Raw genomic sequence first — 23,790 nt, 5'->3', positions numbered from 1 at the left:
AATTATGCATGTTTGTCACCTGATTACAGTGAGTGACTTATAGGAATTTTTTGTCTTAATACACTAAACGCAACGAACACTCTTTACCGTGAGAAGTTTTCTCTGACCTGCCCCTCTGGAGAGTGCTTAAAGAGTTGGATTAAATAGTATCCACGGTCAATGGCCGAGGCATTTGTTTGATCGCCCAAGGACATTGATAATGGCAAAATTGTTCCTGCCGCAGTGATCAGCGATGCTTAATCAGGAGGGCGACTCGCAGCGGTTTTCCCCCGCGTCCGAGAGGTCGAATGAGTAGGTGTTGCGACCCGACTTCTTGGCTGCGTACATCGCATGGTCCGCGTGCTGGACCAAGGCTTCGATATCGTTGCCATCACGTGGGAACATGCTGACACCCATGCTTGCATTGATTCTCACTTCATGACCATCAATGAACAGGGGAAGCTGGAAGCGGTTATGCAGCTTCTCCAGGATGGTGACAATATGCTGGGTATCCTCAACCGCCTCGAAGAAGATGACGAATTCATCCCCCCCCAAACGTGCCACCGAATCGTTTTCGCAGGTGGCAGAACGTAGCAGGTTGGCCACCGCCTTGAGCACATGGTCACCGAGGCTGTGGCCGTACCGGTCGTTGATGCTCTTGAAGTGATCGAGATCGACAAACAGCACCGCCAAGTGCTTGCCGCTACTCTGTGAATTGATCAAGGCACACTCAAGGCGATCAAAGAACACCCGACGGTTCGGCAGACCGGTCAGCGGATCATGTCGAGACAGGTGTTCGAAGGCCGTGCGGCTGTGCGTGAGGTCGTCCAGTTGGCTGAGGATTTCTTCCTCCATTTCGCGAAAACTCTGGGCCAACTGGCCCAATTCGTCCTGACGCGAGGGCAGCTCGCTGATCTTGCGTTCACGGGAAAATAGCTGCACGGCTCGGGTCATGCTTTTCAGCGGCCGGATGACCGCACGCGAGGTGATGATCGCCGTGAGCAGGGCCAGCAGACTGAACAGCAGAACAATCTGGACGATCTTCTGGCCTACACGCGAGGCCTCGGCGAGTACGAGGCTTTGTGACTGGCCGAGGCCGAGGACGATGAAAGGTTCTGAGGTCTGCGCATTGTTTGAGATTCGTACAAACGCTGCAACCAGCCCATCTTGCTGCTCCTGCGCGACGCTACGACTGATTACGTGGTCCTTATGCCTCTCACCCAGCAGTCTGGCGACTTCCGGGAACTCGTCCTGGATGAACAGACGACGTCCCTGGTCAAATCCGAAAGTGCGTTGGTGGTCTGGGTGGACCAGCAGGTCGCCCCAGCGATTGCTCAGATACACTTGGTATTGCGCGGGCAAATCTCCCTGCAATTGGCTAAAGAGCTGGTCGAGGTCGACGTTGATCACCATCAGGGCGAATACTTTACCGCTGGCGTCAGCCACGGGTGTGGACACGTGCAGGGTCGGCTTGCCCAACCCGGAGTGAGCGCCCTGCTCATGATTGATCACTATCGGGGACAAGCGTGTTTCACCGGGCGCCAAGCGCAAGGTGTCGAACACGTAAGCGTAATGGGCCTTCTCCTGCAGATCGGCACCGCTGACGCGTAACAAGCGCTCACCGTCGCGATCCACCCGCACCAGTTCGAGGCCATGGTCGACAGCGCTGATCAGGCGAACCTGCATATAGTCTGGGTGCACTTGCAACATCGCGCGGAACAACTCGGCAAGGTTATCTTGCGCATGTAAACGCGTACTCTGGCTACCGGCGTCCGAAAGCTCGCGTACCTCGGGGCCGTTGGCCAGCAGTTGCGCATCGAGACCGATGTCGTCTAGGTTGCCGTGCAAGTTGCGTCCGAGCACCTGGGCGGAAGTGAGCAGGTCACGTTCTGCGGCCTTGAGCAGAATGTCGCGACTACTGATGTAGGAATAATATCCGGCCAGACCGGTGGGCAGGATGCCGAACAGAGCCATCAGGCACCCGAGTTTGAGGGCGATACTGAACCTCATCGCGCCTCCTGCAGGGGCGGCCGGTCGCCGGACATGATGCGCTGCCATAGCGCAGTACGATGTGCATCATCCTCGACAGGACGCAGCCAGATCAGTTGTGCCGACGGGTCCATACCAACCGGCTCCACCAAGGTATTGGACAAGCCCTGACGCTCGCTCAAGGCGCGACTGACATGGGGCTCGAGGGTGAAGTTGATCCAGGCTTCGGCCAACACTGGATCGCGCGCGTTGCGACTGATCGCCCAACAGTCGAGCCAAGCCAAAGCACCTTCTCGCGGAATCACGTAACCGACATCGGCGCCAGCGTCCTGCAACTGCTTGAGCTGCTGCCGGCCATAGTTGGCAAATAGTAGAGCCACCGAGTGCTCACGGAACAGTTCGGCAGCTTCCTCCGGTAGAGAATAGAAGGTCAGCACGTTGCGGCGCAGAGCGATCAACTGATCAGTGACCAAAGGGAAGTCAGCGGCGGCGATGTGGAACGGGTCGCCACCGCGCGCCAGGTTAGCCAGAGAGAAGTTATGGCTGCTGGTGTTGAACGCCAATACACGGCCTTGGAATTTGGGGTCCCACATACTGGTGATCGACTGCGGCGGCTGACTGAACTGCTGTCGGTCATAGATCAGCCCCATGTCCGAATAGGTGTAGGGGTAGTCGCGAAAGCGCAAGAGTTGGCGCGAGGTGTTAGTTATACGCGCAGGTTGCAATGGCTGTAGCAGTTGCTGACTTATGTAGTACTCGACTTCCGCAGTGTTGGCAGCGATCAAGTCGTAGTTGCCACCCTGATTTTCCGCCAGCTTGCTACGCAGCACTTCGTCGCTGCCAACCAGAGTGACTTCGACCTTCACTTTGTAACGCGCCTCAAACTCCGCGACCAGGTCGCTGTCGGCATAGCCGGGCCAAGCAAGCAGACGTAGCGTTTGAACGCCAGCCTGTGCCAGGGTCGGGACCAGGATGGAGAGAAGGACGAGCAGAAATGGGTAGAAGTGCTTCATCGACAAGGCCAAAAAAAGCGAGATTTTGAGTATATAGATGGCTATATGCCTTAGTCTTTAATACCACGCCCAACTTTCGCCGTTGGTCGGAAACAGTCTATTCGCGAGATCAATGAGGGCAAGACCCCCCTCTGCGTTTAAACCGGAAAGCAGCTCACCAAAACCCGATCATGTGTCATTCGAACCATCACAGAGCATTGTGGCTCAGCAATTCCCACGACTGGTGCGTTGATCGCCTCTTCCGCCTTCGCCGTAAACATCGAAATAAAGCCTGAGGAGAAAACAGGTCAGCCAGTTCCTATCCTTAACCAGCGTTTTCCAACAAGCGTGTTCCGTGCTAGGCCAATCGTTCATCGATATCAATCGAACAGAGTCACCCTTCTCACTGCGTGGTTGACACGTTTCCTTGCGGCCGACGGCAAAGACTGGCAAGCAACTTGCTTGATCTGATCACACTTGAGCCATCAACGACGATGGTTTCACAACTATTACGGGCAACGGCGTCCGCTCACCTCCGCATTGCGGAAAGTGAGCGTGCGCCGTTTTTGCGTTCACACTGGTTCAAAAGGAAATCCTCATGCCTGCTCAAGGAGTCCTCCCAATGGGCCATGCCACCGCAACGCTGCACAGGGGCGCAGGCAAGTGCCGTCCTACTGGCACGTCATTCGGCAAAGCATTGTTCAAACCGGGCATAGCCCTACTGGAACGCAGCGGGATCAACCTCTGGTTACCGCTCGGATTGGCCCTCGGCGCCTGTGGTCTCGCACTAGCCGAACAGCCTGCCAGCGCACTGACCCTCATCCCTGGAGTTCTCTACCTAGGCTGTGCCTGGCAATTGCGCGAGCGCGATCAACGCCATCTACAGACATTCTGGAACACCGAACTGGCACGACTACTGCGCAGCTCCCGGAATGCCGACCTCGCGACGCTGCTGGTGACCACAAGCACTTCGCTACGCAACAGCGAACGCATGCGTAGCGAAGTACAGTTCGCCAGCCGCGCCTTGGAACAGATGGCCCAGCAGACCAGCGACCAAGGTGAGGAGCAGAGCCAACGGATCGCCATGATCGCCGCTGCCAGCGAGCAGATCGACCAGACCCTGCACAGCATCGACGCCTTGGCCCAGGATGCATTGGCGGCCTTCGCCGACGCCCACGCCCGAAGTGACGCCGGCTGTCTGGAGGCTCGCGCCGTAGGCGGAAGCATGCTCGCCATCCAGCACAGCCTGGGCAATACCGCGCAGGCTGTGGAAGCTTTGCTGCAGCGAACGGCCGCAGTCGAAAAAACGGTGAATAGCATCCAGGCGCTGGCCAAACAGACCCAGTTGCTGGCACTCAATGCATCCATAGAGGCCGCCCGCGCAGGCGAGCATGGCCGTGGTTTCGCCGTAGTAGCCGATGAAGTCCGCAGTCTGGCCCAGGCTACCGACCAAGCGACCCACGAAATCACCAAGGTCGCGACAGCGATCGCCATGGCTGTGCGCCAGGTAGATGGCGAGGTCAAAGAACACCGCCATTTGTTGGAAGCCGGCAACCGGCAGAGTGAGCACCTCGCCACCAACCTCGAAGACCTCGCTCAACGAAGCCAGACCAATCTGCAACAACTCGGCGCCATGCAACAGGCGCTCAGCGAACACCAACAAGCCAATCATGCTCTCAGCGAACAGCTGCAACAGGTCAATGGGGCCGTGCAGGTGCAGAGCACACAGACTCATGCGCTGCACGACCTGACCCGCTATCTCAACCAGCTCACCGCCGGAAACCGAACATGAACCCACAAGCCGCCGTGGCATTCGATTCTATCCAGCCGCCGCAGGGCGACCCAGCACTGCGGCGGGCATTATTGCAGGGCATTGACCTGCTGCAAGGCCTGCAGCAGCATCGCGGTCTCGGCGGACAAACTACCAGCGAAGCACGGCAGCGTTGCCAAACGCTGGGCGCCTCGCTCGACCACCGCTGGAAGGAATGGCCCTATGCTGAACAGCGGCAGAACTGGCAAGCGTTACGCCGTGCCCCCGCAGATTTCGATGGCCATTGCCGTTTGCTGCAAGACCTGCTGGCCACTATCCAGCACCTTGAGCTACACCGTTGCGCGCTCAATCTGCAGCCCCCAAGTATCGCCGAACGCTGCTGGGAACTGGAAGATCTTGGCCGGCTGCGGGGTCTGTCAGTACGCGCAGCCGCCCATCGAACCTGCCCTTTGGAAATGCTTATCCAGTTGCAATACCTGCACGAACGCTTACTCAGGCATGCCCCCCGCTCGCTGCATAGCGCTCTCGATCAGTTGCAGCACTGCCTTATTGATACTCGAATCGTGTCCATCGCCCCTGCGGAGTGCTACGCCCTGCTCACCCCATTACTCGACGAACGCCTGGACGCCATCCGCCGAGATCTGGACTAAGGCGGCTCTCCGCTCAACTTGGCAACAGAGCGCTATAGTCGTCGCACGCAACTCTTGAGCCCTATTTTCCTCGCACACAAACAAAACCCCTGTTTGCGTAAGCAAACAGGGGTTTCGGAATTCAATCTTGACGATGACCTACTCTCACATGGGGAAACCCCACACTACCATCGGCGATGCATCGTTTCACTGCTGAGTTCGGGATGGGATCAGGTGGTTCCAATGCTCTATGGTCGTCAAGAAATTCGGCTGCCGGATCGTCGTGCTTGCGCGCAACGGGCCAACTAATGGGGATGTGATAGATCTGTGGGTTGTTGCCAATTTTCGGTTTGTGTCGTCTTCACACACCGCAATCTGCTCTTTCGACGCAAATTGCTTGGGTGTTATATGGTCAAGCCTCACGGGCAATTAGTATTGGTTAGCTCAACGCCTCACAGCGCTTACACACCCAACCTATCAACGTCGTAGTCTTCGACGGCCCTTCAGGGGACTCAAGGTCCCAGTGAGATCTCATCTTGAGGCTAGTTTCCCGCTTAGATGCTTTCAGCGGTTATCTATTCCGAACGTAGCTACCCGGCAATGCCACTGGCGTGACAACCGGAACACCAGAGGTTCGTCCACTCCGGTCCTCTCGTACTAGGAGCAGCCCCTCTCAAATCTCAAACGTCCACGGCAGATAGGGACCGAACTGTCTCACGACGTTCTAAACCCAGCTCGCGTACCACTTTAAATGGCGAACAGCCATACCCTTGGGACCGGCTTCAGCCCCAGGATGTGATGAGCCGACATCGAGGTGCCAAACACCGCCGTCGATATGAACTCTTGGGCGGTATCAGCCTGTTATCCCCGGAGTACCTTTTATCCGTTGAGCGATGGCCCTTCCATACAGAACCACCGGATCACTAAGACCTACTTTCGTACCTGCTCGACGTGTCTGTCTCGCAGTCAAGCGCGCTTTTGCCTTTATACTCTACGACCGATTTCCGACCGGTCTGAGCGCACCTTCGTACTCCTCCGTTACTCTTTAGGAGGAGACCGCCCCAGTCAAACTACCCACCATACACTGTCCTCGATCCGGATAACGGACCTGAGTTAGAACCTCAAAGTTGCCAGGGTGGTATTTCAAGGTTGGCTCCACGCAGACTGGCGTCCACGCTTCAAAGCCTCCCACCTATCCTACACAAGCAAATTCAAAGTCCAGTGCAAAGCTATAGTAAAGGTTCACGGGGTCTTTCCGTCTAGCCGCGGATACACTGCATCTTCACAGCGATTTCAATTTCACTGAGTCTCGGGTGGAGACAGCGCCGCCATCGTTACGCCATTCGTGCAGGTCGGAACTTACCCGACAAGGAATTTCGCTACCTTAGGACCGTTATAGTTACGGCCGCCGTTTACCGGGGCTTCGATCAAGAGCTTCGCGTTAGCTAACCCCATCAATTAACCTTCCGGCACCGGGCAGGCGTCACACCCTATACGTCCACTTTCGTGTTTGCAGAGTGCTGTGTTTTTAATAAACAGTCGCAGCGGCCTGGTATCTTCGACCGGCATGGGCTTACGCAGTAAATGCTTCACCCTCACCGGCGCACCTTCTCCCGAAGTTACGGTGCCATTTTGCCTAGTTCCTTCACCCGAGTTCTCTCAAGCGCCTTGGTATTCTCTACCCAACCACCTGTGTCGGTTTGGGGTACGGTTCCTGGTTACCTGAAGCTTAGAAGCTTTTCTTGGAAGCATGGCATCAACCACTTCGTGTGCCTAAGCACACTCGTCATCAGCTCTCGGCCTTAAGATCCCGGATTTACCTAAGATCTCAGCCTACCACCTTAAACTTGGACAACCAACGCCAAGCTGGCCTAGCCTTCTCCGTCCCTCCATCGCAATAACCAGAAGTACAGGAATATTAACCTGTTTTCCATCGACTACGCTTTTCAGCCTCGCCTTAGGGACCGACTAACCCTGCGTCGATTAACGTTGCGCAGGAAACCTTGGTCTTTCGGCGTGGGTGTTTTTCACACCCATTATCGTTACTCATGTCAGCATTCGCACTTCTGATACCTCCAGCAAGCTTCTCAACTCACCTTCACAGGCTTACAGAACGCTCCTCTACCGCATCACCTAAGTGATACCCGTAGCTTCGGTGTATGGTTTGAGCCCCGTTACATCTTCCGCGCAGGCCGACTCGACTAGTGAGCTATTACGCTTTCTTTAAAGGGTGGCTGCTTCTAAGCCAACCTCCTAGCTGTCTAAGCCTTCCCACATCGTTTCCCACTTAACCATAACTTTGGGACCTTAGCTGACGGTCTGGGTTGTTTCCCTTTTCACGACGGACGTTAGCACCCGCCGTGTGTCTCCCATGCTCGGCACTTGTAGGTATTCGGAGTTTGCATCGGGTTGGTAAATCGGGATGATCCCCTAGCCGAAACAGTGCTCTACCCCCTACAGTGATACATGAGGCGCTACCTAAATAGCTTTCGAGGAGAACCAGCTATCTCCGAGCTTGATTAGCCTTTCACTCCGATCCACAGGTCATCCGCTAACTTTTCAACGGTAGTCGGTTCGGTCCTCCAGTTAGTGTTACCCAACCTTCAACCTGCCCATGGATAGATCGCCCGGTTTCGGGTCTATTCCCAGCGACTAGACGCCCTATTAAGACTCGCTTTCGCTACGCCTCCCCTATTCGGTTAAGCTCGCCACTGAAAATAAGTCGCTGACCCATTATACAAAAGGTACGCAGTCACCCAACAAAGTGGGCTCCCACTGCTTGTACGCATACGGTTTCAGGATCTATTTCACTCCCCTCTCCGGGGTTCTTTTCGCCTTTCCCTCACGGTACTAGTTCACTATCGGTCAGTCAGTAGTATTTAGCCTTGGAGGATGGTCCCCCCATATTCAGACAAAGTTTCTCGTGCTCCGTCCTACTCGATTTCACTGCAAAGAGATTTTCGCGTACAGGGCTATCACCCACTATGGCCGTCCTTTCCAGAACGTTCCGCTAATCTCAATACAGCTTAAGGGCTGGTCCCCGTTCGCTCGCCACTACTAAGGGAATCTCGGTTGATTTCTTTTCCTCAGGGTACTTAGATGTTTCAGTTCCCCTGGTTCGCTCCATACACCTATGTATTCAGTGTAAGGTAACGGTCTTATGACCGCTGGGTTCCCCCATTCAGACATCTCCGGATCAAAGTCTGTTTGCCGACTCCCCGAAGCTTTTCGCAGGCTACCACGTCTTTCATCGCCTCTGACTGCCAAGGCATCCACCGTATGCGCTTCTTCACTTGACCATATAACCCCAAGCAATCTGGTTATACTATGAAGACGACATTCGCCGAAAATTCGCAATTTAACTCACAAATTTTACCTTAGCCCGTGACACCACCAGTGAAAGTGCTGTCCGGTCTAACTTTCTATCACATACCCAAATTTTTAAAGAACGATCTAATCAAAGACTAGAAATCAACATTCACCATCGAACCGATGGAATGCTCATTTCTAAACTCTACAATACAGAAGCAGTAAGTGGTGGAGCCAAACGGGATCGAACCGTTGACCTCCTGCGTGCAAGGCAGGCGCTCTCCCAGCTGAGCTATGGCCCCGTATCTCTACAGGCGTTTCCCACACAAAATTGGTGGGTCTGGGCAGATTCGAACTGCCGACCTCACCCTTATCAGGGGTGCGCTCTAACCAACTGAGCTACAGACCCAATTTCGGGCTGCTTCTAAATCGTCTTTTTCAATGAATCAAGCAATTCGTGTGGGAACTTATGAAGAAGCTGATGTCTTCGATTAAGGAGGTGATCCAGCCGCAGGTTCCCCTACGGCTACCTTGTTACGACTTCACCCCAGTCATGAATCACACCGTGGTAACCGTCCTCCCGAAGGTTAGACTAGCTACTTCTGGTGCAACCCACTCCCATGGTGTGACGGGCGGTGTGTACAAGGCCCGGGAACGTATTCACCGCGACATTCTGATTCGCGATTACTAGCGATTCCGACTTCACGCAGTCGAGTTGCAGACTGCGATCCGGACTACGATCGGTTTTCTGGGATTAGCTCCACCTCGCGGCTTGGCGACCCTCTGTACCGACCATTGTAGCACGTGTGTAGCCCAGGCCGTAAGGGCCATGATGACTTGACGTCATCCCCACCTTCCTCCGGTTTGTCACCGGCAGTCTCCTTAGAGTGCCCGCCATTACGCGCTGGTAACTAAGGACAAGGGTTGCGCTCGTTACGGGACTTAACCCAACATCTCACGACACGAGCTGACGACAGCCATGCAGCACCTGTCTCAATGCTCCCGAAGGCACTCCGCTATCTCTAGCAGATTCATTGGATGTCAAGGCCTGGTAAGGTTCTTCGCGTTGCTTCGAATTAAACCACATGCTCCACCGCTTGTGCGGGCCCCCGTCAATTCATTTGAGTTTTAACCTTGCGGCCGTACTCCCCAGGCGGTCAACTTAATGCGTTAGCTGCGCCACTAAGAGCTCAAGGCTCCCAACGGCTAGTTGACATCGTTTACGGCGTGGACTACCAGGGTATCTAATCCTGTTTGCTCCCCACGCTTTCGCACCTCAGTGTCAGTATCAGTCCAGGTGGTCGCCTTCGCCACTGGTGTTCCTTCCTATATCTACGCATTTCACCGCTACACAGGAAATTCCACCACCCTCTACCATACTCTAGCTCGACAGTTTTGAATGCAGTTCCCAGGTTGAGCCCGGGGATTTCACATCCAACTTAACGAACCACCTACGCGCGCTTTACGCCCAGTAATTCCGATTAACGCTTGCACCCTCTGTATTACCGCGGCTGCTGGCACAGAGTTAGCCGGTGCTTATTCTGTCGGTAACGTCAAAACACTAACGTATTAGGTTAATGCCCTTCCTCCCAACTTAAAGTGCTTTACAATCCGAAGACCTTCTTCACACACGCGGCATGGCTGGATCAGGCTTTCGCCCATTGTCCAATATTCCCCACTGCTGCCTCCCGTAGGAGTCTGGACCGTGTCTCAGTTCCAGTGTGACTGATCATCCTCTCAGACCAGTTACGGATCGTAGCCTTGGTGAGCCATTACCTCACCAACTAGCTAATCCGACCTAGGCTCATCTGATAGCGCAAGGCCCGAAGGTCCCCTGCTTTCTCCCGTAGGACGTATGCGGTATTAGCGTCCGTTTCCGAACGTTATCCCCCACTACCAGGCAGATTCCTAGGTATTACTCACCCGTCCGCCGCTCGCCACCAGGTACAAGTACCCGTGCTGCCGCTCGACTTGCATGTGTTAGGCCTGCCGCCAGCGTTCAATCTGAGCCATGATCAAACTCTTCAGTTCAAACATCTTTGGGTTTTGACAAAACCCTAAACTTAGCTCAGCAATCGTTGGTTACATCTTTGATTTCTCGCGGAGTAACTTGTGATGCTGATAATCAGTTGACTTCAGTCTTACAACACAAGCACCCACACGAATTGCTTGATTCAGTTGTTAAAGAGCGGGTGGTTGAGATCTTTCGTCTCAGCCGAGGCGCGCATTCTACAGCAGCCCTTGTTGCTGTCAAGCGGTTATTTTAACAAGTTTCAAAGTTTCCTTTGCAACTTCAACCACTTGCGCTTCGATCAACTTCACGTCTCTCGTTAGCGGGAGGCGAATTCTACAGGATTAAAATCAGCGGTCAACCACCTTTCCCATTTTTTTCTACACAGATACAACATATTAGGATGACGCTATCAGAAGCCCTTCCCCACGCTATCAAGCACACCCAGCAGTACCTCCCTGACAAGCATCATTACGAAGCGCATACCTGCATCAAGGCAGTCTGCATGCCGCAGACAACATCCTGCGGTGATTGAACTGGCGGACGATGCGGCAGAACTGCATGACAAGGCCTTTCAACGATTACCGGGGGCGGCCTCCAGAACGTGTACATATAAAGAGTACCAGTGACTCTCGCTACAGATGACAGGCCTGAGCGTCCTCCCCGCTCCTCGCACCACACGAATGACTAGAGGACGCCCCGTTACTGAACGTCTTTCAAGTAGTCCTTGAGCGCAGCCAACGGGGCATCAAGCGCGCCCATCGTCTCGGCGCAACTAAAGCAAGCTGTCAGCTTTTGAAGCTCGCGCCCTAGCGGCGTGGCGGTGCCGCCTAAAGCTTTCAATGCCAACCCCAGACACTCATCGATTTTAAGCCGGATAGCTTCGATATCACCTTTGCACACAAGCAAGCCGAACTCGTCCCTCTGATACCCACTCATTATCGTGTCTTGACGCAAAATCGGACTATCCCCTTCCTTCTCGTAAGCCAGCTTGAGGGAGAAAAGGGCGACCGTTTCCAGTGACAACTCCATAACGCGAATCCTTGTAATGTCTTACCGGACCTGGGCAGGTTTGGGCAGGCAGTCTGCAGCCTGCTTGAGGGCAAGCTAATTCACGAGTTAATACATCGACAAAGAGGACGGGGCACCTCACTGACCGCAGACGCCTGCTCGGAAATCTCACGCACGTTGAGCGCGCTCCGAGCGATCTCATCGGAGACTGCACTACGGATCAGAGACCACGGATGAGCTAGCACTCACGCAGCGCGCGGGAAAAACACAAAACGCAGAATGCAAAAAGGCCCCGGAATACGGGGCCTTTAGGTACAAATATGGCGGAGGCGATGGGATTCGAACTCTTATCTAAGGTACCCCCTATTAATAGGAGTTCTAGACCACTATTCCGTACGCGTCTAATCCGCCAGACATTAGCAAAACCGGGCCCTCCATGCAAGCACCCCAAACGCCCCCAAGTGCGCAGCTGAATGCACGCTCAGCGACATCTGTAAAATCATGTGATTACCTACCTGAATGTGATGATTAGACCCGGAATGTCGGCAGTCCGACACTGCCCCGAGTTTCGGTAAGCTGGCCAGCCCGTGTGAACACTTATCATTACAAGCTGGTGAGCCATCTGAGCTACTCGCCCTTCCCCCAGATGGCGTCTATGTCGAGCTATCCGCAGCGATGACCGAGCTATGCAACACCGGCGGTGACCCTGACTTCGCTCTGGATGAAATTCAAGCCGCAACGGCTGCTTTGGCGAATGAGCTGGAGATGTCTACGGTGCAGAGGCCAGGGGGCACCGGTGGGGGTGGCATTTCGAGTAGGATGGCAGAGCTTCTGCAGCCCGCGTCGGGACTGCTCCTGACCTGCTTTGAGACTCGCTATGACCAAGCACTCGGACGCCTTCATTGACCTTGATCGCACCTTCTCCAAAATCCCTCTCGATGCTGACGCGTCTGACGATGTAGACCTGAGCGGTAGGCATAGCCGGCACGGAGAGCTCCGCTGGCCTGACTTGCTCACTCATCATCGGGTAATACTGCTGTCCGAGGCGGGTTCAGGTAAAACTGCTGAGATCCGAAACGTCGCTTGCCAGCTCCGGAGCCAAGGCAAAACTTCATTCTTTCTTCGTATTGAAAACGTCACTTCAGACTTGGAGGACGCCTTAGAGGTGGGGACGCTTGATGAGTTCGAGAGCTGGCTCGCTTCAGGCACCGAGGGCTGGCTGCTCATGGATTCAGTCGACGAGGCTCGGTTAAATGATCCGAAAGATTTCGAGCGCGCAATCCGAAAACTTGGCCGCTTGACCCAAAACATTGTGGCCCAGGCGCACATACTCATCACTGGACGAAGCACAGCATGGCGCGCAAAGACGGATCTTGCGATCTGTGAGAAGGCTTTTGCGTTTGGGCCCGTAGCTCGGCAAGCACCTTCCACAGCAACTGATGGTTTTGAAGACGTTGTGCAAACGGTTCCATACAAAACGGAGCCAGATACGTCGTTCCTCTTGGTGACATTGGACGACATCCATGACGAGCAGATTGATCGCTTCTTAAATGCCACTGGCGTCCAAGACATCAAAGCGTTTCGCGCCGCAGTTGAGCGCAAGGAAGCATGGTCGCTAACCACGCGCCCTCTGGACTTCCTGGAACTCGTCGACTTTTGGCTCGAGCACCATCGAATAGGCTCGCGCTTAGAGCTGATGAAAAGCAGCATTAATCGCCGCCTTGAAGAGCGTGACCAAGATCGCGCCGAATCTAGGCCCATTGCTCCAGATAGGCTCAGAGAAGGCGTGCGCTTAATTGCAGCAGCAACAACATTAGGGCAAACGTCTGCGATCCGCGTCCCTGATGGTGAGACCAATAAAAGTGGGATTCCCATTCGCGACGTGCTGACGGATTGGAATGACACAGAATCAGCAGCCTTGCTGAATCGACCAATTTTCGAGCCGGGCATCTATGGAACGGTTCGTTTCCACCATCGCACTGTCCGAGAATACCTAACAGCAGAATGGCTCCACGAACTGATCCGTGGTGCGGGTTCGCGGGTTAAAATTGAGAACTTGTTCTTCCGTACACAATATGGGCTGGAGGTTATCAATCCTTCGATGCGTCCAGTTCTACCCTGGCTGGCGCTGTTGGATGATCGCATTTGTACACGGCTGGAGGAGGTTGCTCCGGAGGTATTTTTTGAAGGCGGCGATCCTGGGCAGCTCCCCCTGAGTACACGCCGAAGCGTGCTACGCAAAGCGTGCGAGCACTTGGCACAGCCGGCTCACAGCTGGACGATGACTGACTATTCAGCCGTACAACGATTCGCGCACCACGATCTCACTGAAGATATCAAAGAACTTCTGACGCTTTACCGTACCAACGATGACATCGCCTGGTTCCTTTTAAGAATGGTATGGCAGGGCGAGGTGGTGGGTGCACTTGCAGAGACTAAGCAATTTGCCCTCACTGCTCAGCATAAACATACTCGTTTGGCAGCAATCCGAGCAGTTATCGACCTGGGGACGGCCCAAGACTTAGCCGATGTGCGCCTAGCTTTGCTGGCAGGAGACTCCAAGGTTAACCGGGAATGGTTAGCTGAGCTGCTTGACGGACTTGCGCTCGATAGCCAATGGCTACCTTGGCTACTACAGGCGATCGAGAGAACTGCGAAGAAGGAGCGCTATAGCGGTAGGGACACCTTGGCGATGAAGCTTTCCTCCCTGGCAATGGATTGTCCGCTAGAAAACCTACCAGCCCTCATTTGCGGGCTCGGTGTGCTTTTAGACAAGCCTCCAACTGAAGAGCATGGTTTCAGCGCTATCTCCAAGAGGTATAGCTGGCTTGCTGAGATAGCTGGCATAGCAGTGCTTCGTTTGCTCCAGGCACGACACCCGTTTGCGCTCGAGGAGTCGGCCCTCGCGATTCTGAGCAAGCTGGCCCAGGCGCGCATTTATGATGAGCGAGATACTCGTGAACTCGGAGAAAAACTCCGGGAGATCGTGCCTACTTGGCCGGAACTCGATTACCAACTGTTCTGGTATGACGTCGCATTGGCCCGTAACGGCCGGGTGCATCGCGGGGAACCCGTAACTCAAGTCTGGCAGTTGCTGGGTTTCCAACCATTCTGGTCGTTGAATAAAGAAAATTTTAGCCTCGCCTGCGACCAAATCGTGAGTCTCATGGATCCGCATGATCGCCTGATGGCGCTCAGCATGGCTTTCAACATCTACACGAATCATGACAAATCTCCTTCTTGGGAGATTCAGCTCAGGCAAGCCACCGAGTCCCACGCCGAGCTTCGCGCGAACCTCGAAATTCTTTTAAATCCACCGAAGCGAGAAGTCGAGGAGTGGGAGATCAAGCAGGCTCAGTGGAAAGGGGAAGCAGCCCAACGAAAAGCTGAAGAGACAGAGCGTCGTCGCTCTTGGCAGGAGGGGCTCGCCTATGAAGTGGCACTTATAAACAACCCCGAGCCAGGCGTGATGACTCAAAGCCAAGCTTATCTAATGGAACAGATGCGTGAGGGCTCATCCTCTTCAAATACTTGGAGCAGCGGTAATTGGCAGTCGCTCATAAGTGAGTTCGGCATGCCTGTTGCTCAAGCGTTTCGTGCCGGCGCTATTAATTTCTGGCGGGGCTATTGCCCAACGCTGCCATCGGAGGGGGCTGCTGCCAATTCGACCCCATATCATGTGATTTTTGGGTTGACGGGGCTCGCTATTGAGGCAAAAGAGGAGCCATCCCGCTTCTCGCAGATGTCCGCTGATAACGCTGAGTACGCAGCTCGCTATGGGCTGCTTGAGCTGAACGGCTTTCCGGAGTGGCTTCCCAAACTTTTCGGGCTGTACCCGCGTCTTATCCAAGAAATCGTAACGCGTGAAATCGAATACGAGCTGGATTCGCCACGTTTGGAATCAGGCGGCAATCGTGTGCTACAAAGACTGCGCTGGGGCGGGGACTGGATGTACGGGGAGCTAGCTGCTCCGCTCATGGCCCGGCTGGCACAGCACATCAGCGACCTTGAGTCGCTCCAGCTCGTGCTGAGCATCGTGCAGAACTCGTCTGTCTATGATGAGGTTCTGGCTGAGCTCGCCAGCAAGCGTGCCTTAGAAGAGGTAAATCCGGAGATTGCGCCGACCTGGTACGCCGTGTGGGTTGGAGTGGAGCCGGTGCTTGCTATCCCGGCACTAGCAGCTCGCATCGACTCGTTATCCTCAGATGAGGAAAAAGCCAAATTTGCCATGCTTTGCCTGATTGCCATTGTTGGAAGCCGCACTGCCAGACGCTGTCGGCAGAATTACAAAACGGTTGAGCATGCAAAAGCGCTGTATCTGCTGATGCACACCTACATACGAATTGCAGAAGACATTGACCGCGCAGGAAAAGGGGTCTATTCCCCCGGACTTAGGGACGATGCCCAAAATGCTCGTGATGGGCTTTTAGCTTTTATCCGGGAGACGCCTGGGAAAGAATCATTCCTAGCATTGCAGGAAATCGCACAGGCCCACCCTGCCGAGCGATTACGTCCCTGGAACGCATTCTACGCTCAGCAGAAAGCTACAGCCGACTCGCAGACGCCGCCTTGGAAACCATCGAAGGTCGTCGAGTTTCATGAGTCGCTGGAAAGCACGCCGTCCACCCATCGTGAACTCTGGAACCTGGCGATTGATCGTCTTCTGGACTTAAAGCACGATTTAGAAGATGGCGATTCGAGCTATGCAGAGATTCTGCTCCAGACCAATCAGGAAACCTCCATTCGGAAGTTCATCGGTAAGTGGTTGAGAGATCACGCTGCAGGACACTACGTTGTTCCACAGGAAGAGCAGCTCGCCGATGACAAGCGCCCTGATTATCGATTCCAGAACAGCCTGTCCTACGCGCCCGTACCTGTCGAACTAAAGCTTTCGCAGAACTGGAGCGGCTCCGGGCATTTCGAACGGCTTGAGAACCAGCTCTGCGGGGATTACTTACGCGACGTAAGCTCAAGCTGTGGCATCTTTTTGCTGGTGAACCATGGAGGTCAGGCCACGTGGGAGTCGCCCAGCAAAGGTCGGGTCGGGTTTAATGATCTAGTAACCGCATTGCAAGAACACTGGTTGACCATCGCTTCGAGGTTTCCTAACGTTGAAGACATCAAGGTCATCGGTATAGACCTTACCAAGCGAGGAGGAGTGGCCGCGACCAAAGCCATCCAAGCCAATCAGGCGGAGGCTAGCCAGAGCAATGATGAATGAGAACATGCGGTGGCTGACTGTAGTGGTCAACTAATCCCGGACACGACGTTAAGTTTTTCTTCGGCCCGAGCTGGCGCCAGCCCACCGTTGAATTGATGGGGTCGAACCCAGTTGTACCGATGTATCAAGAAGTGGCTGATATCGCGCTGGGCTTCTTGGGCAGTTCTGTAACCCAGAGTCGGTATCCATTCGGTTTTCAAACTGCGGAATACGCGCTCCATCGGCGCGTCCCAGCAATTTTCCCGGCGACTCATGCTCTGGCGCATGCGATAACGCCACAGCCGCTGGCGAAATAAGTGACTCGCATACTGGGCGACCCTTGATCCGAGTGAAACAGCAGGCCCTGAGGCATTCCTCGTTGCTCGTAAGCCATATCCAGCGCCTTGATAACCAGATCGGCGTCCGGCTTTTCCGATAGCGCCCAGCCAACCACCCGGCGCGCGCAAAGATCCAGCACGACCGCCAGATAGTGTCACTTCCCCTGAGCCCACATGTAAGTGATGTCGCCGCACCACACCTGATTGGGTACAGCGATAAAAGACTGAATAGATCCCACTCAGCCAACCTCTGCTTACGTCGCGGACATCGACGCAGAAGCGCCAATTGCCGACCCAGCGCTCGGCACGTATCATCCTCGCCCTCTCAAGCAGCCCGAACACGTAGCCCCAGCATGCCAGAAAGCCCTGAATTCCTACGATCATGACTACCCCTCCACATTCAGCCCTCGGCGCTCACATCATCGCTACCACGGCGAAAATCATTTCGGAAGAAGGTATTGGTGCAGCCACTGTACGTGCCGTTGCAAAAAGCGCCGGTGTTCAAGCCCCTCAGATCTATCACCATGTGGGGAACATGGATGAGCTACTGGACTCAGTGGCGACTCACCTCTGGGCCGCGTTTCGAACGGCACAAGGTAAAACCGCTAACCCCGTCCACGGCCTCTATGATGCGATTGAAGCTCTAATAGCTTTTGGAATAAGACATCCAGAGCTCTATCTGCGTACCAGCATGCCCCGCAACGGTGAAGTATCCGGCCTTTGGAAACTCCAGATTGATTATCTGAGAGAACGGGTACAGCAGGTTGCCAAGTCTGGCCGCTTGCGCGTGGGTGAAAAACAAGCCATCGAGTTTATTCATCCCTTCTGTGTCGGCATGATTTTCACCTGCCTTCATAAAACTAGTCGCTCGACTGACACCAGCTGGCTCGCTCTAAAGGCAGTGAGCCCCCTCCTGCAACCTGAGCTTCCTGAGATATCTGAATTGGGTCAAGCTCGAAAAGCACCTGCATTCGCATCCGGGCTTAAAGCAAGCCTCGGCGAGGTGCATGTACTGAGCCTCGGAGAGTCAGCGTTACTGAGAGAACTGCTGGAACGTATCGCGTCAGCCTGATGTTAAAAGCGATATGCCGCTTGATAGTCCTTCAAGAACTGCTCAGTTTGCGCGTCGCGGGGCTGTTCGTTGGCGCGATAAGCGCAACGACGTGACGACGTCGATCTTGGCAGTGTCGACGTCAGACAGCAGAGACAGTAGGGTTTCAGCATCAATCATCAGAGGCATGGATGATTCAAGTCCCCCTGATTCCCCAGTGTCATTACAGAACGAGTTGGCCACTACACCTTAAAACCACATTTCCTCGGGCTACCTCTTCCTAAGCATGCAGCCAACCACCTTCGAAAGGTGTATTCCCAGTCCCTCCAAACACAAATATTTATTTATTTTACACCCCCTTGACACGCCGACCTTACATCGATCTCCGGCTAACAGAACAGCACTTCCCAATGCGGCTCTCGGCTCAGCCCATCGCTAACGCAGAGGGACAAGCCTCCAAGATGGGCATCCTTTGCCCCAAAACACGCCCCTTTTCCAAAAGGTACCACTTGGAAAGAATATTATCATTGATATATAGTGTTATATATCAATGATAAGAATATATACCTGACACACTTGTATACCAAGTATACATAGTAAAGCATGCAGCAGCGGGCAGTTGCATGTTTGTAATCTCTCATGTAACTATTTGGCTATCCCTGCAGTACTGGAGCCAGATATGAAACTTCATCCACCTGAAAAGGCGCTGAGCCTGCCCCCGCCAATTACACTCATTCCCACCGAGAGGAATGGTCGGCAGAGTTACAGGCTTATTTCGAGTGATCAGTTACAGGACGATTTCTTTGACAGCTGGTCTCATCAGCTGAGTAAAAAAAGATCTAAACGAACCACGAAAATCTATTCTGAATACAACAAGGTATTTCTAGAGCTTCTCCAACAAATTACCTATCAGGAGAAAGGGCTCACTCCTATCCTTCTTGCGCAGACCATTGATAGCTACGAAAGCTTTCTGGTGTTCGGAACCGACAGTGATATTCCAATGATTCAAAAAGCAGCCTACGTACTGGGAGATCGACACCTTTCGGGAAGTTCAGTCGGTGTTGCACTTGCAGCACTCAATCATTTTATTGATGCCAGCGAACGCTTGCGCCTGGGTTTGATTGAGCTGGAAATTCAAGGGTACATCGCGTCCAAGTCGTTATCAGGGTTTTCCTTAGCCCAGACCGTCAGTATCGAATCACCAAAAAATGTCCGCGCTGCGATCAAAGCGAACAGTTGGCTGGCAGGGTGTCTGGCGGGTGGTGCGCGCCGGGTGAAACGCAAGGGGCTCTCTTCGATATCCAAGCCTTCGTCGCTCGCCAATACGGACATGTACGGGGGCGATGAGTTTGCGTTCCCAATCGACAAGTGCATGGAGCTTATCCAGAGCACGACGTGCCGCCGGGACAGAATGCTGTGGAGCTTGTTGGCTGCTTGCGGAGCGCGTGTTTCAGAAGCGCTCACCATGCTTTGGAAGGATATCAAACCTGAGGTGGAGTCAGAATTTAACCGGGTTCTGATCGTTGATCCGACCACTCGACGCAACGTGCTGATCAAATACTTGTCCGAGAGCGAAATCAACTCACTCCCGCATAAAGGCCGCGCCCACCCTGAGACTTTCTTGATAGAGCCCTTCGCGTCCATGTTTTGGATCGCACTGGAGGAATACAAAACTGGGCTGCGCAAACAGCACTATCTTGCCCCCGTTACGCATGACTTTCTCGTCAGAAATTTGAAAAATGGCGACCCCATGCATAATAGCTACCAGGCTCTCTATGAGCGTTTTCGCAAAGCTGCATTGCGGGTGACAGGAAAAGCCTATGGGTTCCATAGTCTGCGGCATATGTACGGTTATTACCTGACTAACCATTGCCCCAATCCTAATCCCCATAGTAACCGACGATACGGACTCGACCTGAACACCGTCCAGAAACTGATGGGACACAAGCTCAGTAAAACCACTAAACGTTACGCCCGCCAAGACGCTCACTTGCTCCAAGCAACATTAGCAGCCGCAAACCTTGCACGCCTTACAGGCGGGCCGAAATCCGTTCTTGAAGCGCGCATCGCGTTTCATCAACAAGAAATCAAACAACTTCAGCAACTCGCCTTGGAGGCCGCATGATCAATCCATCTCACACCGACCCCATGTGGCTCATTCCAAAGAAGAAAGTCGGCCCTGCGTTTGACTTGGCTATGATCGATGTCAGGCACCGGTTCTGGAGGCTTCATAACAGCGTTAGCGGTGGTCGGCACCGGGAAGCCCTTCTTGCACTCAACGACCTGGGCTCTCGGCCCTTCCTTGGAGTGCACAGACTCCAAGTAGAAAAGCTACTGACGTGTTGCTTTTCAGCAAATGATCAGAGGGAAGCTATTGTAAAAGAGATTATTCCAAGCTTCCCGAAGGCAAGAATCCCCCAGCTCTGCTCCATAATGAAAATCGCTTTCCTGCGTCTCTGGATAGAAAAACAGATAATTCTGCCACTTGGTTGGTCGAGTCCGATCAACTGTGATTTGATTGTAGATGAAATGATTCGGGAACAGGTCGAAACATGCCCTCTCCTTGTACAAGTCCGTGCTATTAACCCGGTATCGTCGCTTGGATATACCGGCGCTATGACTGAGAAAAATCGTGACCTAAGGGCCACCTACTGGCTCAGGATACTCCTAGCATCAAATCTATATAACACTCAAAACTTTAATGCAGAAACGGTGCGCGACCTGAAGCTTAGAAGCTTTGGCTATAAGTCTGAACTAGCACGATACTATACTGATGACTTCTCACTGTTTGTGGCAGAAACTTCAAACGATCCATTAATGCGGGATACTGTCCATAATATCCTTGAAGATAGCCGTGCGCAGCTCTTGCAAGCCCGCAAACTCAACGACCCAGTTTTCAAGAGTAAAACATCCTCAACGGCTCGCGACAAGATGACTTACAAAACTCTTGAATACTTAGAGGGAGACATTCACAGCATCGCAAGCTTTGCGAACATATTTAATGATGCACGTGACATGAACAAAGCATTCAAGATCGATGGCGATGATGCACTACCAGGCGGATTAACGCTTTTGCCGGACAAGGTCATTAACTTTTGTAAAATGATTTCCTCTACCTATCAAGCATTTCTGAGATCAAGGCGCCTTGAAAACGTCAAAAACCACAAATCATCTCTTTATTTTCTGATCGCCTACTGCGGCCCATATCTTTATAAGTTCTTCATGAATCGAGATGGACATCTTGAACAATACCCCACCACGTTCAATGATTTCACTTGCGCACTGTATATCACCGCAGATCATGATTTATTAAAGGATCTAGCTGTATTTGAAAAAGAGCCTCCCGAAACGTTACTTCATCTGATTGAGACTTTGGTGGACTTAAATCAATGGACATCTGATACGCATTACCAACGAATCTATCCTATTGAGGGGTTTTTCGACTATATCATCTCTCAGTCAGAGCTAATCCCCAACTGCGATCGGGTACGCAACAGCTTTTCTCCGGATTCTTATCCGAAACTACAGAAACGCTGGGGCACCATTAAAAAACCGATACCACGACCCTACTTTTCTACCTTCGTGAGTATGCTGGATTCTCTGGAGTACCTGACGATGCACTTGAACGATATGGCAGACGGCACCACGAATGGAGTTGTTGCGGGAGTCTTGAAGTGTCCCAATATAAGTGAGCTCAGTCACAGCTCTGACTGGGCTGGCCTGTGGGGCATTGAAGGTATGAACTGCGCTTGCCTGGATTTTTCGGCGTTGAATTATTCTCCCATTTTCTACTACGAGGGAAAACCACGGCCATTCAAATATATCCCGCGATTCTACCGAATCTCGGACATTGAGATTAACGGCAAGGTAGAGCCGCGTATCATCATGAATGACGTTCGCGTGACTCAGCTTATGTGCGAAACCGGCATTCGACAGCAGCACCTTCTTTGGCTGGACGTAGATCGCTACGGTAACTACGTGGAGCGCCCGGTACGCAGACCACTTGCGCCTCTATTGATTAGTAGCGATAAGGCTCATGGCGAATGGACTGCTATCGTATCAAGTAGGGTAATAGCTCTTTTAGACAGGCAGTATGCGTGGTATCGCCGCTGCACTTCATCCGATTATAAACAAAAGATTTGGTACAATTTAAATAAAGGATCAAAATTTGGCCAATATAGGCCACTCTTCAGACTCCCACTCACTCCAAGCAGTTGGGCCAACTACGACGCATATCGTCTGCTCTTGCTGTGCCTACAGTACTTCATCAAGTCTGAACTGGGTGACCAAAATGTGCCCGATCTTGTCTGGACAAAATCGCTGCCAGGCGAGCCGGACGAACCCGTTTACATCACTGACAACTCGATTGCCGGACTCACTTCAGTCACTGCAAGTACGCTGACGAGTGATTATACCCCTCATGGTCTGCGCGCAGGGTTTGTCTCGGAAGCCATCAAATTTCTTCCGCCTAGCATCGTCGGCCAGTGGTTGACCGGGCAGTCTGAGCCATTGGTCTCTTACTATTCGGTGTTCGACGAAAATGACTTAGGTATGACACACCAGCAGATGCTCTGCAGTGCCCTTATGAGCAACCAAGACAAGCTCACTGCAGGCGATTTTCCTGAACTGGCGCAAGCGATTGCGAAGATCAATCGAACGCTGCACGACGACATTGCGCAAAACCCGGTAGCGGCAATCACCAAGCACCGTTTGATGAGTCTGTCGAACGCCAAGCGGGAGATGGACACAGGGCTGGATCGCATCATCGCTCAGGAAGTTAGCGAGCTCGCTTTCAATCACACGCACATTTGCCCGTTCAACAACACGTGTCCAAAGGAAGTGATCGATCTTTTCGGTGAGGTCAACTGTTGCTCAGCTTGTCCGTACGCCATAAGGGGTGTCGCTCACCTCCCCGCCGTTTCAGCCAGAAAAGACAAGTACAAAGAGCTAATGGTGGGCAGCTTGAAAGTCATTGAAAGATACTTGACCCGCAAACCTGAAGCCCGGACACGAACCGAGCTTGAACAACTGGAGCAGGAAAATGATCGTTTCGCCAGAGAAGCATGTCTCCTGGAAGCAATTGAGCATCAGCTCGTCCAGATGTACGAAAGCGGGCTGGATCAAGAGCTGATGGTGAAAAACAAGGAGGAAATTGTCGTGCACTACAACAAGCTGGATTTGCCCGGTGAAGAGCGATTGCTTAAGCGGCTGATTGATGTCCAGAACTTTCCCGACACCAGTAGCGAAGATTTAAACATTCGCCTTTCCCACCTGCGCCACGCGTTACTCATGAGAGAAGGAAATCTTTCAGCCCTGCTGGGCATTGGTGAAGACAACTCATTACCCTTGGCATCGAAAGTCGCCCTGCAGATTTCCAGCATGGTGAAATCTGGAGCTATCGATGTATTCGAGCTCTATGCAGCAAGCACTGGAGAACACGAAGCGATCAAGCGGCTGGCGACAGTCGCTAACGATGCTCCCAAACTGATCCAGATGGTCGCCTGAGGCTG

At 53.2% G+C, this 23,790-nt stretch carries 9 protein-coding genes, 2 tRNA genes, 3 rRNA genes and 1 pseudogene; 6 read left to right on the top strand and 9 right to left on the bottom strand.

The window, feature by feature from the left end:
- Nucleotides 1-240: 240 nt before the first annotated feature.
- Nucleotides 241-1,989: a diguanylate cyclase domain-containing protein gene (locus RHM55_RS23360; RefSeq protein WP_322178528.1), complete on the bottom strand. Its 1,749-nt coding sequence runs from the start codon at nt 1,987-1,989 to the stop codon at nt 241-243.
- Nucleotides 1,986-2,981 carry an ABC transporter substrate-binding protein gene (locus RHM55_RS23355; RefSeq protein ID WP_322178527.1) on the bottom strand — a complete coding sequence of 332 codons (996 nt, stop codon included), beginning with the start codon at nt 2,979-2,981 and terminating at the stop codon, nt 1,986-1,988. The genes RHM55_RS23360 and RHM55_RS23355 overlap by 4 nt, the downstream gene beginning before the upstream one ends.
- 577 nt (nt 2,982-3,558) lie before the next feature.
- Between RHM55_RS23355 and RHM55_RS23350 the strand changes: the two genes are divergently transcribed.
- Nucleotides 3,559-4,752 carry a methyl-accepting chemotaxis protein gene (locus RHM55_RS23350; RefSeq protein WP_322178526.1) on the top strand — a complete coding sequence of 398 codons (1,194 nt, stop codon included), beginning with the start codon at nt 3,559-3,561 and terminating at the stop codon, nt 4,750-4,752.
- The gene (locus tag RHM55_RS23345; protein WP_322178525.1) at nt 4,749-5,381 is read left to right on the top strand and encodes a hypothetical protein; all 633 of its coding nucleotides are present in this window, start codon (nt 4,749-4,751) and stop codon (nt 5,379-5,381) included. Before RHM55_RS23350 ends, RHM55_RS23345 begins: the two co-directional genes overlap by 4 nt.
- A 125-nt stretch (nt 5,382-5,506) precedes the next feature.
- Here RHM55_RS23345 and rrf read toward each other — a convergent pair.
- From rrf to RHM55_RS23315, 6 genes are all read right to left on the bottom strand, one after another.
- Nucleotides 5,507-5,622 (bottom strand): 5S ribosomal RNA (gene rrf, locus RHM55_RS23340).
- A gap of 146 nt (nt 5,623-5,768) precedes the next feature.
- Nucleotides 5,769-8,659 (bottom strand): 23S ribosomal RNA (locus RHM55_RS23335).
- Between the two features lie 236 nt (nt 8,660-8,895).
- A tRNA-Ala gene (locus tag RHM55_RS23330) sits at nt 8,896-8,971 on the bottom strand.
- Nucleotides 8,972-9,001: 30 nt separating this feature from the next.
- A tRNA-Ile gene (locus RHM55_RS23325) sits at nt 9,002-9,078 on the bottom strand.
- Between the two features lie 83 nt (nt 9,079-9,161).
- A 16S ribosomal RNA gene (locus RHM55_RS23320) occupies nt 9,162-10,700 on the bottom strand.
- Together the 16S, 23S and 5S rRNA genes with 2 tRNA genes alongside form the textbook arrangement of a ribosomal RNA operon.
- Before the next feature lie 682 nt (nt 10,701-11,382).
- The gene (locus RHM55_RS23315) at nt 11,383-11,712 is read right to left on the bottom strand and encodes a hypothetical protein (protein WP_322178524.1); all 330 of its coding nucleotides are present in this window, start codon (nt 11,710-11,712) and stop codon (nt 11,383-11,385) included.
- 856 nt (nt 11,713-12,568) lie between these two features.
- On the opposite strand from RHM55_RS23315, the gene RHM55_RS23310 reads away from it, so the two are divergent.
- Nucleotides 12,569-16,912 carry a hypothetical protein gene (locus RHM55_RS23310; RefSeq protein ID WP_322178523.1) on the top strand — a complete coding sequence of 1,448 codons (4,344 nt, stop codon included), beginning with the start codon at nt 12,569-12,571 and terminating at the stop codon, nt 16,910-16,912.
- A 26-nt stretch (nt 16,913-16,938) separates the two neighbouring features.
- Here RHM55_RS23310 and RHM55_RS23305 read toward each other — a convergent pair.
- Nucleotides 16,939-17,438 (bottom strand): annotated as a pseudogene (locus tag RHM55_RS23305) (IS3 family transposase); the annotation flags it as partial.
- Between the two features lie 173 nt (nt 17,439-17,611).
- Between RHM55_RS23305 and RHM55_RS23300 the strand changes: the two are divergent.
- The 3 genes from RHM55_RS23300 to RHM55_RS23290 all read left to right on the top strand — a co-directional run bounded on the left by RHM55_RS23300 (nt 17,612) and on the right by RHM55_RS23290 (nt 23,785).
- Nucleotides 17,612-18,301 (top strand): helix-turn-helix domain-containing protein, encoded by a 690-nt coding sequence (locus RHM55_RS23300; RefSeq protein WP_322178522.1) that lies wholly within the window; start codon nt 17,612-17,614, stop codon nt 18,299-18,301.
- 658 nt (nt 18,302-18,959) lie between these two features.
- Nucleotides 18,960-20,405: a site-specific integrase gene (locus RHM55_RS23295; protein ID WP_322178521.1), complete on the top strand. Its 1,446-nt coding sequence runs from the start codon at nt 18,960-18,962 to the stop codon at nt 20,403-20,405.
- Nucleotides 20,402-23,785, top strand: coding sequence for a hypothetical protein (locus RHM55_RS23290; RefSeq protein WP_322178520.1), 3,384 nt, complete (start codon nt 20,402-20,404; stop codon nt 23,783-23,785). Before RHM55_RS23295 ends, RHM55_RS23290 begins: the two co-directional genes overlap by 4 nt.
- Nucleotides 23,786-23,790: the final 5 nt, after the last annotated feature.

Origin of the sequence: Pseudomonas sp. MH9.2 (assembly GCF_034353875.1) — a bacterium.
Lineage (GTDB): Bacteria > Pseudomonadota > Gammaproteobacteria > Pseudomonadales > Pseudomonadaceae > Aquipseudomonas.
Note: the sequence above shows the minus strand (reverse complement) of the source record. Positions and strands in the feature narration are given on the sequence as shown.

Coding starts and splice junctions, on each gene's coding strand:
- RHM55_RS23360 (WP_322178528.1), bottom strand. CDS start 1,989: ATGAGGTTCAGTATCGCCCTCAAACTCGGGTGCCTGATGGCTCTGTTC.
- RHM55_RS23355 (WP_322178527.1), bottom strand. CDS start 2,981: ATGAAGCACTTCTACCCATTTCTGCTCGTCCTTCTCTCCATCCTGGTC.
- RHM55_RS23350 (WP_322178526.1), top strand. CDS start 3,559: ATGCCTGCTCAAGGAGTCCTCCCAATGGGCCATGCCACCGCAACGCTG.
- RHM55_RS23345 (WP_322178525.1), top strand. CDS start 4,749: ATGAACCCACAAGCCGCCGTGGCATTCGATTCTATCCAGCCGCCGCAG.
- RHM55_RS23315 (WP_322178524.1), bottom strand. CDS start 11,712: ATGGAGTTGTCACTGGAAACGGTCGCCCTTTTCTCCCTCAAGCTGGCT.
- RHM55_RS23310 (WP_322178523.1), top strand. CDS start 12,569: ATGACCAAGCACTCGGACGCCTTCATTGACCTTGATCGCACCTTCTCC.
- RHM55_RS23300 (WP_322178522.1), top strand. CDS start 17,612: ATGACTACCCCTCCACATTCAGCCCTCGGCGCTCACATCATCGCTACC.
- RHM55_RS23295 (WP_322178521.1), top strand. CDS start 18,960: ATGAAACTTCATCCACCTGAAAAGGCGCTGAGCCTGCCCCCGCCAATT.
- RHM55_RS23290 (WP_322178520.1), top strand. CDS start 20,402: ATGATCAATCCATCTCACACCGACCCCATGTGGCTCATTCCAAAGAAG.